A 12,404-nucleotide genomic window follows, 5' to 3' on the forward strand; every position below is an offset into this window, starting at 1 on the left:
CTTGCATGTGTTAAGCACGCCGCCAGCGTTCATCCTGAGCCAGGATCAAACTCTCATGTTTAAGTTTGCTTCCTTCCAGAATCAACTTGCTAGCTAATTCTTTCCGTCTTTACCTTTTTTAAAGGTTTTTGTTCTTCCGAATAATTCTTTTCGAATTTTCGGGGTTGGATACATTGTTCATTTGTCAAGGTTCTGTGTTTTCTGCTCTCGCAGCGAACTATTTGATTTTATCACAAGTTGTTTGCTGTGTCAAGCACTTTTTAATTCTTTTTCAAACTTCTTTTAAAGCTTGTTGCTGTTTTTTCAGCAGCGGTATTTATTCTAACAAACTTTCTGTTGTTTGTCAAGAACTTTTTCTACCTTTTTTTCAGTCTTTCGACTGAGCGGAGAAGAAGGGATTTGAACCCTTGCGCCGCTATTAACGACCTACTCCCTTTCCAGGGGAGCCCCTTCGGCCAGCTTGGGTACTTCTCCAGATTGCCCGTCCAAGTTTTCTTGATTCGGTTTTATGCTTCTTTTGAGCGGAGAAGGTGGGATTCGAACCCACGGCCCCTGACGGAGTCACTGGTTTTCAAGACCAGCTCCTTAAACCACTCGGACACCTCTCCGTGTTTGGTGCGGTGTGAAGCGCATTACATATAATATCACCACATTCCACTTCTGTCAACCACAAATTTTACATTTTTTCATTTTTTTCTCTTTCCTGGATTTTCAAAGGAATTCCGCTGTTTTTTCCATGACAGGCCTGTCCGTTTGGAGAGCGAGACCGCCCCCACAATCTTTGAACACCGGACAGTTTCCGCCGCCCGGTGCCACGCCTTTTCACCCCGGAAGAGGAAGATTCGGAACCGCGTTGAGGTCCCAGCCGGAACGTTCGCCCCGGATCAGGTGATAATAGGCGGCCGCGCCGATCATGGCCGCATTGTCCGTGCACAAAACCGGTGACGGATGATAGAAACGGATTCCCCGGTTTTCGCAGGCCACGGACAGCGCTCTGCGCAAAGCGCTGTTGGCCGCCACGCCCCCGGCTAAAACCAATTTATCCTGTCCGAACTCTTCGGCCGCCTGCACCGCCCGTTCCACCAGTACATCCACCACCGCCTGCTGAAACGAAGCGGCCACATCCTCCTGGGATACCGTCTCTCCTGTCATTGCCGCATGGTTCAGATAATTTAAGACCGCGGACTTCATGCCGCTGAAACTGAAATCATAAGGGGAACCATCCACCTTGCCCCGCGGGAACTCAATGGCGGACGGATTGCCCTTTTCCGCGGCCCGCTCGATCTTGGGCCCTCCCGGATAACCAAGGCCAATGGCGCGGGCCACCTTGTCAAACGCTTCTCCCGCCGCGTCGTCTCTGGTCCTTCCCAGGATCCGGAACAAACCATAGTCCTCCATCATAGCCAGATGGGTGTGGCCCCCGGAAACAATCAGGCACAAAAAAGGAGGCTCCAATTCCGGATGCTCAATCAGGTTGGCGCAGACATGTCCTTCGATATGGTGCACTCCGATCAGGGGCAGCTTCCGCGCATAGGCAATCGCCTTCGCCTCGGCAACGCCGACCAGCAGCGCGCCGACCAAGCCGGGGCCATAGGTGACTCCAACCGCGTCAATCTCCGCCAGCGTAACACCGGCGTCTAAAAGTGCCTGGGTAATCACCGGATTGATATTCTCAATATGTTTGCGGGACGCCAGCTCCGGGACTACGCCGCCATATAAGGTGTGTAGATCAATCTGGGAAGAGATCACATTGGAGAGCACATCTCTTCCATTCCGGACCACCGCGGCCGCGGTCTCATCGCAAGAGCTTTCTATCGCCAAGATCCTTATATCCTTCATATCTGCCTACTCCTCGTCAAACTTTAACTCCTTTGTCTTTCCGTCCTTCCCCGCCTTTGCCCGCGGGAAAATACGGCGTACGTCGTCCATATATTCTTCCGGGCGGTTCAGGGACGGGCTGAAATGGGTCAGCCACATTTCCTTTGGCTGGGCCTCCTTTGCGATCCGCGCTGCTTCGGCAAATGTCATATGCTTATGCTCCACGGCCTTTTGTTCTTTCCCAGGCTCTCCGTACATGCCTTCACAGATAAAAAGGTCCGCGGATCGCGCCGCCTCGACAATCGCCGGGGTAGGTCTGGTATCGGTGCAGTAAGTCACCTTAAGCCCCCGCCGCTCCGGCCCCATGACCAGATCCGGCGTGTACGTTTTTCCTTCATACGTCACGGAATTCCCCTTTTGAAGCGGATTCCAATATTGAACGGGAAGCCCCAGCTCCTTTGCCTTTTCCACCTGGAACTTTCCCGCCCGCGGAATCGAAATAGAGTAGCCGTAACAGACAATATTGTGGTTCACCCGGAACGCATGGATCTGATACGGGCCGGCTTGAATCTCCTGCTCCCGCTCTGTAAGCTCCAAAAATTCCAGCGGAAAGGGAAGTTCCGGCGCAATGGTCTTCAACGCACAAACCACCCGCTCCAGTCCTTTGGGCCCAATCAGCAGCAAAGGTTCCGTGCGCTCCGCATTTCCCATGGTCAAAAGCAGTCCCGGCAGACCACTGATGTGATCCGCATGATAGTGGGTAAAACAAAGCACGTCAATGGGCTTAAAGCTCCATCCTTTTTCTTTTGCTGCAATCTGGGTCCCTTCCCCACAGTCAATCATCAGCTGGCTGCCTTCATACCGCACCATCAGGGAGGTCAGCCAGCGGTAAGGCAGCGGCATCATTCCTCCGGTTCCCAATAAACAAACATCAAACATAAGCTTTTATTCCTCTTTCTCACGCCGCATCAGCAAAGCATCCTCCTGCGGGTTCCGGTAATAGTTTTTTCTCTGTCCGGCCGGCAAAAATCCAAATTTCCGGTATAGGGCCACGGCGGGAAGATTTCCCATGCGGACCTCCAGATACCAGGCGCAGACCTCAGGGAATTTCTCCATCAGTTTCTCCAATAATCGGCTGCCGATTCCTCGCCCTCTGTTTTCTTCACCGACTACGATCCGAAGCAGCTCGCCTTCGTCCAGCACCACCTGAGCCCCGCAATAGCCCAAAATCAATCCTGCCTCTTCATATAAGAAATAACAGGCTCCGGTTCCGGCCATTCCGCTCCTAAGGCTTCCTTCGCTCCAGGCATCGGAAAAGCAGCGCCGTTCCAGTTCTGCCAGCGCAGATGCATCGTCCGGCCCGGCGGGACGAACCATCCCTGTCCTCGCTCCCTTCATGCTTTTCGGGAAGCGGCTTCTTTTTCCGCTCTCACCCGTTCCGCCTGGGAAACGCGCAGGTAGGAAGGAACAAAGTCCTCCGCAGGCTCCGCTTTCCCCTCCGCAAAATACACACTTCCCAGAGCAGCCACCGAAGCGGCTCTCTGCCGGTTGCAGTGGGCCGGCGCAAACCGGGCCTGGTCTTTCAAAACATTCTGGATCCGCTCTTTCCCCACCGGAACGCCGTCTCCTAAAAATACAACCGGCCGGCCCAGCCGCACCAGCTCATCCAAAAGCTCCTCCAGAGCGATCGCCGTATTTTCTTTGATCGTCTGGAAGTCCTGCTCAAATGTATAGATTCCCGTGTAGACTTGTCCCCGCTTTGCATCCATGATCGGGCAGATGAGATCCGGACAGCCGTACAGGTTGTAGGCCATCGCATCCACCGTAGGCACATGGATCAGCGGCTTTTGCAGGGCAAGACCAAGTCCCTTAGCCGTCGCTGCGCCGATCCGAAGTCCGGTAAAGGATCCGGGACCGCCGGAAACCGCCACCGCATCGATGGTCTCCAGTTCCTGCTCCGTCATGCGGACAATCTCGTCCAGCATCAAAAGCAGCGTCTGCGAGTGGGTCTTTTTGTGATTCACCGTGTATTCCGCCGTCAGCAGCCCGTCCGTCACGATCGCCACCGAAGCAACCAGCGAAGAACTCTCGATCCCTAAAATCTTCATGCCTCTTCTCCTATTCCGTCCCAAGTAATCCGGCGATAATCAAATCCTTGATCCAGGTCTTTTTCGATCCGGATCCAATGGGCTTCCTCCGGCAGCAGCTCCTCGATCTGTCCCGGCCATTCCACCAGGCAGACGCCGTCCCCGGAAAAGAAATACTCTTCATATCCGATATCAGCCATCTCATCCGGATCTGCAATCCGGTAAACGTCAAAATGGTACAGCGGCAGACGTCCGTCCAGGTATTCCTGCACAATCGTAAAAGTGGGGCTGCTTACCGGCCCCTCGATCCCCAGACCGGCGGCAAACCCTTGCGTAAACACGGTTTTCCCAACGCCCAGGTCGCCTTCCAGGCAGTAGGTTTCCCCTGGCTTCGCCTGCTCCCCCATCTTTTTTCCAAAGGCAAAGGTCTCCGCCTCGTCAAAACTCTCAAATATCTTCATTTTGTCTCACATCTTTCTCCCTATGCAGACCCCTAGGATGGAAAAAGGGCTCACCTGCCCGGATTTTTGTCCGGGCGGCCGGCCCTGTACGTTCTCATTTCTGTGGCATGGGCCACAACCGCTAACATCATAGCACAGCCGCCGAAGAAGCGTCAACCATTTTTTTGCCGCAGCCAGCGCAGGATGGCGCCTGCGGCAAGCAAAGAGACGGTCCCGATGAAAAGTCCCGCCGCGCTGTTCCCGTTCGCTGCATTCAGATAGGCAGTCGGCAGAAACAGCTTTTCCAACACCCGGAATACCGGGAGAAAACTGCCCAGCCGCAAAAAAACGGGGGAGAATAAAAGGCTTCCCATAATCAGCACCGGAATACAGGCATAAAGCAGAGTTTCCCGGCGCAGCAAATCCGCGAGAATACTGCAAAAAGCCGTCACCATTCCGGTATATGCCAGCAGCAGCAAAACCTCCCGAAGCACTCCCGAAAAAAGCCCGGCCACTGCCAGGGAGATCCCTGCCGAAACCGCCGTCAAAGCCGCCGGAACCGCGATGGCTAGCAGCGGGATCCAGGTGCGGAAACTGGGTGAAGCCGCCAAATATACCTGTTTCCGCTCATCCTTCCAACTATCCACTGCCCCCATCAGCCCACCGAGCAGCACAAAGACCGCCAGAAAACCGCGTACCGGGGTAACCGCGGCGCTCTCTGCTCTCTCGTCCTGAGCCTTGGCTCCGTCTGCGTTCATCCGCTCAAACTCAAAGGAGAAGGCCCGCCCGCTCTCCCGGCTTTCCCGGTAAAACGCCAGCGCTTCCCTGGTCAGCTTCGCGCGGTCGACTTCTGCAAAAAGCGGATTGCCGCCGATATACTCCACAAAGGCATGCTCCGCGTACTCTGAAAACAATTTCGCATACACCACTTCATGGGCCAGATAGGAGGCCACGGAACTGGGAGAGGAATAGGAGGCAATACTGCGGGTTGCTTTTCCCTCTTTCATTTTGGATTCCAGTCCTTCCGGAAACACATAACCGCACTCCGCCTTGCGGGATGCTACCTCCCGAAGGACCTGTTCCTCGCTCTCACAGCGGTAAAACCGGAAAATGCCGCCCTCTTCACACAGGGAGTCAAGCGCTGCCCCGGTCATTGAATCCGGCGCTTCGCAGTAGAGAGCCACCGCAAGAGTATTTACCTCCGATCGCTGCGCGGCAAACAGCAGCCCGCAGGCGGCAGGCAACGCCAGGAGCAGCAGCACAAAGGCCGGACGTTTTAATTGACGTTTTCCCAGGAAACAGATCCAAACCAACAGCCGTTTCATCCCATTGCCTCCCTTCGTACAAAAAAGGCTCCGAGAATCCCGAAAATCCCGGTAAATCCCAACAGGATAGCCGCATCCCAGAAAACGAATTCTCCGGTCAAAAAGGCTCCGGCGCTCTGCATCATCCAGCAGACCGGAAGAAAGTTGGAAATCGTGTGAAATGCCCCCGGAAGGAACGCAGACGGAACAAAACCGCCTGCCAAAAACAACATGCCAACCGCCACACAAAAAATCAGCAAAACACCGCTTCCGGCTGTGGGCGCGGCCTGATACAAAAACACCGTCAGCGCGCAGGCGCAGGCCATCGCCGGTAACAACGCAGGCAGATGAAGCAGCAGCTCTTTCGGCCACGTTCCTGTCCATACCAGGAAAAAAAGAGCGCCGAGGAGCGCCAGAATTCCCACTCCGGCCGCCATGACAAGAAAGGCATTCAGCCAACGGCCGAAGCTGCGCTTCACCGCGCCGATCCCGGCTGCCCTCAGCTTACGCGAAAGGGCCAGAGAGTCCTTGCCCAGGAAACTGCCGCAGGTAATCCCCCAGAGAAGGAAAAACAGAACTAGGCCGGAAGCCAGGTAATATTCCGCCACATTCAGCTCCCCGGTGGCAGAAGAAGACTCATTGTCAAATAAATTCGTCCGGTTTAAAGCGGCCGACAGGTAAATCCGGTTTAAATCATCATAGGCCTGATTCAACTCAGACTCCAGCCCATAATTCAAATAAAGGCCGTAGGCTGCGTAAATCCCATACTGAGCGGAGGCAAGGGTGCCTGCTCCGGCTGACGTCACCGCCTCCAGCAAGGAACCGGCAACCGCGGAGTCCTTCGGAAAGATCACGCGGACCGGCGTATTGACACCGCTGATAATGTCCTCCACCAGGCTCCCCGGCACTTCCATCAGCGCCGCGGCCCGGCCGTCTTTTAACATGGCCATTCCCTTGGCCTGATCCGTCCGGGTAAAGGAACAGAGACTTGCCACCGTCTCCATATGCTCCAAAAAGGATAAAACCAGGTCCACGGTCTCCGACTCACCGTCCATCACCACCGCAATCTGGATCCGGCCGCTCGCCTCGTCCTGGTATAGAAGCTTTTGCCCGCAAAAAGCGATTGTGCCGACGATTCCAATCAGCACAACCGCTCCCAGCAGGATTTGCGGCAGCTTCCGGAAGGCGCGTTTGCCTTCCAAAAGCTGCAATCTCCAATAAAATTTCATTTCCACTCCTACAGATCACACAAGCCGCAAGTCACAGCGGATTGGCAGCTCGGCTATTTTCCCAAAAAGGAAAGAACCAGGTCAACTTAGGAAGGAGTTCTGCAAATCCAGAATCCCCTGCTGTAATTCCATAGCGAAATCTTCGATTTCCTCTTCGTCCATTTCCAGAATCATTTTCACATCCGAAGGCTTCTCAATCGAGTCCTCCAGCTTTCCATACTTCAATCTTCCGGATAAGGTCATCCGTTCCCCTTCGGCTTCCACTCCGACGGAATCAATCTCAAATTCAACGGATTTCCCTTTTTGCACCTCTCCCAAACCGCCTTCCAGGAAAATGGAAACCTCTTCCTCCTCCAGGGTAATCCAGTAAGAAAATCCCTGCGAATCCGCATTATAACTACAATCCAGAGTAAAGACGGGCTCTTTATCCCCATAAAACTCTTCCCAAAGCTCCCAATGGGAAGAAGTTTCCTTTTTCGTGATATCCGATGTCTTTTCCAGGAAAATGCCTTCCCCATCCGAATCGGTCATTGCCAAACTGATTGTATCCGAAGGCCGTTCCTCCCCTGTAAAGGTCACTTCTAAGCGAATCTCTTCGCCTCCGTCCTCCATCCAGTCGGACAAGTCTTCCACCAGAATTTCAGCCAGGTCGCCGGACTTGGTCAGATAAATTTCCGCTTCCCACTCGTCCGCCATGTACTCATCGAATTCTTTTAAAAAGTCATCGAACTCTTTTTCCATCTCTTCCCAGGGGTTCCCGGACGACACAGTGAAAGCTTCCATCCCGCCGAGAAGTTCCATCTGATTCTCCAGCATCTCTCGATAGAAATCCTTAAGCGCCTCCAAGAAGTTCATGGCGGAATCCTTGGGAATGGCGACCAGATACCCCTGACAGGTCTGCTTCTTCCCTCCAATTTTGATTTCTTCCGTCCGGTCCATCTCCTCGACCCGGATCGCATCCTCCCATTGAACCAGGCTCTCCGTCAGGCGTTTCGTCAATTCTTTTGCGCCCTCCGAGCCCGCCTGTCCCCACAGATTCAAGGAAAAATCAAGCTCTTCCAAATCCCTCTCCGACATTCCCATCTCGTCAAACATCGGAGAATTTTCTATCTGCTCTTTTAGATTACCAGTTCCAATGCCCAAGGCCCCGTCAAATAGTTCCGGAACGGAAAGAGAGAGCAGCTCTTCATCCCCATAAAAATTCAGGGAAAGAAGATCTGATCCGCCCAGACTGTAGCCCAGACCCCATTCCATCTGTTTTTTATCCCGATCCGTATTGGCGGTCAGGTTCACACCAAAACTCTTCAGCAGATCCGCCGCGCTTCCCAGTGACGCAGGCAGCTCGTCGATAAACAGCTCCAACTCCAGGTTCTGTTTGGATGCCGCCGCCACCGATATGCCGTCCCAGCCGATCTCTTTGGCGACCGGGAAATTCCATTCCGCTCCCAGTTTGGCAAACGCCGCCCAAACCTGGGTTTTGGGGCTGGCAAAAAGCTTAGGAAGAAAAAGAAATCCGAAAACCAGCACGAGAACAATGCCTGCACCGCCGATGGTCCAAGGCAGCCACCGCCTTCTCTTCGGGGGTTCTTTCTCCGAAAAATCCATGGTTCCGCCGCCGTCCCAGCCGCCGGAATCACCGCCAGCGCCGCCTTTTCCCGGTACATAAGATTCTTCGGGATAAAGGCTCCCCGGTGTGTGAACTGCATCTCCGGAATATCCATTCCCTGGTGCATAAGCCTCTCCTCCGGGATATCCATTCCCTGGCTGGTAAGTTTCTCCTCCGGGATACTCATTTCCAGGCGCATAGGCCCGTCCTTCACCGAATTCATTTCCCGGCTCAAATCCGTTCTCTGGCCGGAAAGCGCCTCCTGCGTTCTGTTCGTTTTTAGGGCGAAACGCCTCAACCCGTTCTTCCGGTTCTCCCGCTCTATTCTTTCTCAATTTCATCCGTTATACTCCCTTCCCTGTCAGGCCAACTCCTGGAGCAAAGCCGCCCCGCGGAGTTTTGGATCTCTCTCGGCCAATTTCCCCTTCTTCAATATATAAAGCCGGTTACATAAATCTAATTCGGCCTCTTCGTGGGTAGTGATCAAAATCGTCCCCTTTTGCTTTAAATACATGGTCAAATACCGTCGGATATCCTCCTTGCAGATCAAATCCAGCGCCGCGCTCGGTTCATCCAAAATCAAAATCGGCGGATGTGCGGCCAAGGCGCAGCCTATACTGACTCTCTTCTTCATCCCTCCGGACAGCCGGGAAACCCGCAAAGACAACATCTCCGAAAGTTTTAATACGGAAAGAATACCGCTGGATAGATCCTTCTCCATGGAATAGGGGCTTTCGCTGTACCAAAGCCGCAGATTATCCCGCACAGTCAATTCTTCGAACAGTGGATTGTCCTGCGGCACATATCCCACCATTTTCTGAAACACGTTTTTTTCTTTCGCGGCATCGCGGCCGCCGTAGATCATCTCCCCGGCCTGCGGGCGCAGAGCGCCGGCCAGCAAGGAAAGCAGCGTCGATTTGCCGCAGCCATTGGCCCCCGCCACCGCCACACAATCCCCTTGGGCCGCCGTCAGGCAAACGCCGTCCAATACCCGTTTTTTTCCATAAGAATAGATTATATTCTTCACCTTGATCATCGATCCGTTCCCCGCCTTTCCATATTATTCTAACAGAGAAATCCAGGACTTGCAACGGATATTGGCGAGCGTCAGATTGGGTTTTCTCCTAATTTTCATGGATAGGGCACTTCCTCGACGGATCTCAGTCAAACTCCCCACCTGCAGGATCACGCTAATGCGAGAACCTGCAGGTGGGGAGTCATCTCTCCGTCTTATTTTGTTTCTATCTCCAGTCCCACATCCTTAGATTTCCGCCGCATGGCTCTTCTTCGGTTTGCGTCCGGCTTCATTCTCCGCCGCATGGCCTTTGATCACCACACTGACCCGCTTATAAAGCAGCATCGTAACGGCGGAAACCACAATCCCCTTGAACAGGTTAAACGGCGCAACGCAGAGCATAACAAAGCCCATCATCGTACCCGCTCCTGCGTGAACGGCAGCTCCCGCTGCCAGAATCCCATCCATGCCGCCTGCTCCCGCGAAGAAGTGGTTTGCATACCAGGGCAGCAAAATGTAGGCGTTCACCAGACTGCCGGCCGCTACCATCAGCACCGTTCCCACGATCATTCCGGCCAAAGCGTGTTTTTTGCTTTTGGCTTTCTGATAGATCAGGCCCGCCGGCACCACCAGCGCACAGCCGACCAGGAAATTTGCCAGTTCGCCGACATAGGCGGTCGAAGTTCCCTTGATCAGAATGTGCAGAAGGTTCTTCAAAAGCTCGATCACAATACCGGCTACCGGCCCCATGGAGAAGGTTCCGATCAGAACCGGCACTTCACTGAAATCCAGTTCATAAAAAGCAGGCGCGATGAACGGCAGCGGAATCTCCAAAAACATCAGCACAAAGGCCACTGCGCTGAGCATCGCGATCAGAACCATGTTTCTGAGATTCAGAGTCTTGTTTTGTTTCATGTTACATCCTCCTTTTGATCCTGCAGGACTGCGGGCGTTTCCGCCCTCAAGGGAGAGGGGGTACCGCAAAAAAATCCCGAATCAAAAATGATCCGGGACAATGAAAACAACCATTGCAGTACATTTCTTCTCTCATCCAGACTATACTGTCGGTTTTGGAATTTCACCAAATCAGCCGTTTGAAACGGGTCGCGGACTGTCACCGCCGGTAGGGAATTTCACCCTGCCCCGAAGAACTTTTCATATTCTGCTATGTATTATAAACTGTTTTTCTTTTTTATTCAAGTACCATTCGGCAAAATTTCAAATCCCTTCGGCCGGCCGCTCCTGCTTAGTTGGCCCGGTCACGGATCTCACGCAGCTCCTGATAGTTGTCGCTGAGGCCGTTGTGGACGATCTCCGGCTTCGGGCTGTTGTTGTAGACGATCTTTTGCAGAATCGGCGTCACGATCGTAGTGACGATGACCACGATAACCACCGGCCCCAGAAAGTTGGCTCCGATCAGACCGACCCGCATTCCCTGGGAGGCAACGATCAGGGCCACCTCGCCGCGGGATACCATGCCGACGCCGATCTGTACGCAGGTGCAGGTCCTGTAGCCGCAGAGCTTGGCGCCGAAGCCGCAGCCGATCACCTTCGTGATCACGGCGATCACCACCAGGACCACCGCAAACAGAACAATCGACGGCGTCATGGCCGGAAGATTTACTTTCAGGCCGATGCTGGCGAAAAAGACCGGCGACAGCATCAGATAGGATAAGGTATCAAAGCGGGAGGACAGGTACTGGGTCGTCTGGGTCATCGAGATGATCACACCGGCAATGTAAGCGCCTGTGATATCCGCCACTCCGAAAAATTCTTCCGCGCAGTAAGCCATCAAAAGGCAGAAGACAAAAGCCACAATGGCATGGCGGTGCAGCAGTCTGGTCCGGCGGCTCCACCAATCATAAAACTTGAAGAACGCAAATCCCGCCACACCGGAAAAGACAAAGAACAGCAGGATCTTGATTAAGATCGTCGACATTTTTACGGAAGAGTCCGCTGCGCTGGTAATGATGGTCAGTGCAATGATTCCCAGCACATCGTCGATGATGGCGGCGCCCAGGATAGCGTTCCCGGATTTGCTTTGCAGCTTGCCCAGCTCCTTCAAAGTCTCCACCGTAATGCTGACCGAAGTAGCCGTCAGCACAACGCCGATAAACATATTTTGTAAAAACAGGCTGCAGGATGCGTCGGAATCAATCCGTCCCGGCCGGTTGAAAACCCAGCCCACCAGAAATCCGCCTGCCAAAGGCACCAGCACGCCCAGAACGGCGATCACAAAGGCGGCCTTCCCGCACTTTTTCAACTCCTGGACATCCGTTTCCAAACCTGCGCAGAACATCAGCACAATGACGCCGATCTCCGCCACACTCTGGACAAAGGCCGTCTCTTCCAAAACCCCCAGCACGGCCGGCCCCAGCAAGAGTCCGGCCAAAAGAGCGCCGACCACTTGGGGCATGTGCATCCGTTTCGTCGCCAGTCCCAAAAGTTTTGTACTCAACAGAATGATAGCTAAATCCAATAAAAAACGATACTCCATGTCAACCACCTCCATAATCGAACCTGCCGGTCCGAGGGCACATGCAAACAACATAATCTCTCAAAGCAAGTCCATATTATAGACTTGTTCCCAGCCAATGTCAACTGTTTCCATGCAAAAATTGCGTTTAAATTTTATAGCTTTATATTCATTTTCAATATTTATATTCTTTTGTTTTTATATTTTTCTTGGCAAGCATTTTCTTTTTTGTGGAATTATTGGCACGTTTCTTGCTTGCTATTTTGATTTTAACTGAATCCAGGTCAAATGGGAAAAGATCTTTTTAAACATTCCTCTTACCGCAAAAAAGAGTCCTGGCCGAAACCAGGACTCTTTCATGCGCAACCATTCCTTTAACAAAAACCTCATTATCCCTGAAACCAGTTCCTCTTTCTTCCGTCAGGCCCT

The 12,404-nt window shown here is 53.2% G+C and carries 11 protein-coding genes, 2 tRNA genes, 1 rRNA gene and 1 riboswitch; all 14 genes read right to left on the minus strand.

The annotated features are described in order from the left end of the window. Positions 1-61: ribosomal RNA gene (locus MUB23_RS07900) — 16S ribosomal RNA — on the minus strand; the annotation flags it as partial. A 323-nt stretch (positions 62-384) separates the two neighbouring features. Then, positions 385-474 (minus strand) — tRNA-Ser (locus tag MUB23_RS07905). 48 nt (positions 475-522) lie between these two features. Next, positions 523-608: transfer RNA gene (locus MUB23_RS07910), tRNA-Ser, on the minus strand. Between the two features lie 214 nt (positions 609-822). Next, positions 823-1,839 carry a tRNA (adenosine(37)-N6)-threonylcarbamoyltransferase complex transferase subunit TsaD gene (tsaD, locus tag MUB23_RS07915; protein WP_244799842.1) on the minus strand — a complete coding sequence of 339 codons (1,017 nt, stop codon included), beginning with the start codon at positions 1,837-1,839 and terminating at the stop codon, positions 823-825. A 6-nt stretch (positions 1,840-1,845) separates the two neighbouring features. Continuing rightward, positions 1,846-2,757, minus strand: coding sequence for a ribonuclease Z (locus MUB23_RS07920; RefSeq protein WP_244799843.1), 912 nt, complete (start codon positions 2,755-2,757; stop codon positions 1,846-1,848). Positions 2,758-2,763: 6 nt separating this feature from the next. Further along, the gene (gene rimI, locus MUB23_RS07925) at positions 2,764-3,195 is read right to left on the minus strand and encodes a ribosomal protein S18-alanine N-acetyltransferase (protein WP_244799844.1); all 432 of its coding nucleotides are present in this window, start codon (positions 3,193-3,195) and stop codon (positions 2,764-2,766) included. Between the two features lie 17 nt (positions 3,196-3,212). After that, positions 3,213-3,926, minus strand: a complete 714-nt coding sequence (gene tsaB / locus MUB23_RS07930; RefSeq protein ID WP_244799845.1) for a tRNA (adenosine(37)-N6)-threonylcarbamoyltransferase complex dimerization subunit type 1 TsaB — start codon at positions 3,924-3,926, stop codon at positions 3,213-3,215. Next, on the minus strand, positions 3,923-4,366 hold the full coding sequence (gene tsaE / locus MUB23_RS07935; RefSeq protein ID WP_244799846.1) for a tRNA (adenosine(37)-N6)-threonylcarbamoyltransferase complex ATPase subunit type 1 TsaE: 444 nt from the start codon (positions 4,364-4,366) through the stop codon (positions 3,923-3,925). Before tsaE ends, tsaB begins: the two co-directional genes overlap by 4 nt. Before the next feature lie 152 nt (positions 4,367-4,518). Further along, the gene (locus MUB23_RS07940) at positions 4,519-5,670 is read right to left on the minus strand and encodes a hypothetical protein (protein WP_244799847.1); all 1,152 of its coding nucleotides are present in this window, start codon (positions 5,668-5,670) and stop codon (positions 4,519-4,521) included. Beyond that, on the minus strand, positions 5,667-6,878 hold the full coding sequence (locus MUB23_RS07945) for an ABC transporter permease (protein WP_244799848.1): 1,212 nt from the start codon (positions 6,876-6,878) through the stop codon (positions 5,667-5,669). Before MUB23_RS07945 ends, MUB23_RS07940 begins: the two co-directional genes overlap by 4 nt. 81 nt (positions 6,879-6,959) lie before the next feature. Further along, the gene (locus MUB23_RS07950) at positions 6,960-8,825 is read right to left on the minus strand and encodes a DUF4813 domain-containing protein (protein WP_244799849.1); all 1,866 of its coding nucleotides are present in this window, start codon (positions 8,823-8,825) and stop codon (positions 6,960-6,962) included. A gap of 20 nt (positions 8,826-8,845) precedes the next feature. After that, positions 8,846-9,520: an ABC transporter ATP-binding protein gene (locus MUB23_RS07955; RefSeq protein ID WP_244799850.1), complete on the minus strand. Its 675-nt coding sequence runs from the start codon at positions 9,518-9,520 to the stop codon at positions 8,846-8,848. A gap of 225 nt (positions 9,521-9,745) precedes the next feature. Then, positions 9,746-10,414, minus strand: a complete 669-nt coding sequence (locus MUB23_RS07960; RefSeq protein ID WP_244799851.1) for an ECF transporter S component — start codon at positions 10,412-10,414, stop codon at positions 9,746-9,748. Positions 10,415-10,534: 120 nt separating this feature from the next. Beyond that, a riboswitch (FMN riboswitch) is annotated at positions 10,535-10,654 on the minus strand. A 91-nt stretch (positions 10,655-10,745) separates the two neighbouring features. Then, the gene (locus MUB23_RS07965; protein ID WP_244799852.1) at positions 10,746-11,996 is read right to left on the minus strand and encodes a cation:proton antiporter; all 1,251 of its coding nucleotides are present in this window, start codon (positions 11,994-11,996) and stop codon (positions 10,746-10,748) included. Positions 11,997-12,404: the final 408 nt, after the last annotated feature.

The sequence above is a fragment of the Cuneatibacter sp. NSJ-177 genome (assembly GCF_022867805.1).
Taxonomy (GTDB): Bacteria; Bacillota; Clostridia; order Lachnospirales; family Lachnospiraceae; genus Pseudolachnospira.

Excerpts from the sequence above, each read along its gene's own strand:
- MUB23_RS07950 (WP_244799849.1), bottom strand. The coding sequence starts at position 8,825 with ATGAAATTGAGAAAGAATAGAGCGGGAGAACCGGAAGAACGGGTTGAG.
- tsaD (WP_244799842.1), bottom strand. The coding sequence starts at position 1,839 with ATGAAGGATATAAGGATCTTGGCGATAGAAAGCTCTTGCGATGAGACC.
- MUB23_RS07955 (WP_244799850.1), bottom strand. The coding sequence starts at position 9,520 with ATGATCAAGGTGAAGAATATAATCTATTCTTATGGAAAAAAACGGGTA.
- MUB23_RS07945 (WP_244799848.1), bottom strand. The coding sequence starts at position 6,878 with ATGAAATTTTATTGGAGATTGCAGCTTTTGGAAGGCAAACGCGCCTTC.
- MUB23_RS07960 (WP_244799851.1), bottom strand. The coding sequence starts at position 10,414 with ATGAAACAAAACAAGACTCTGAATCTCAGAAACATGGTTCTGATCGCG.
- MUB23_RS07920 (WP_244799843.1), bottom strand. The coding sequence starts at position 2,757 with ATGTTTGATGTTTGTTTATTGGGAACCGGAGGAATGATGCCGCTGCCT.
- rimI (WP_244799844.1), bottom strand. The coding sequence starts at position 3,195 with ATGGTTCGTCCCGCCGGGCCGGACGATGCATCTGCGCTGGCAGAACTG.
- tsaB (WP_244799845.1), bottom strand. The coding sequence starts at position 3,926 with ATGAAGATTTTAGGGATCGAGAGTTCTTCGCTGGTTGCTTCGGTGGCG.
- MUB23_RS07940 (WP_244799847.1), bottom strand. The coding sequence starts at position 5,670 with ATGAAACGGCTGTTGGTTTGGATCTGTTTCCTGGGAAAACGTCAATTA.
- tsaE (WP_244799846.1), bottom strand. The coding sequence starts at position 4,366 with ATGAAGATATTTGAGAGTTTTGACGAGGCGGAGACCTTTGCCTTTGGA.
- MUB23_RS07965 (WP_244799852.1), bottom strand. The coding sequence starts at position 11,996 with ATGGAGTATCGTTTTTTATTGGATTTAGCTATCATTCTGTTGAGTACA.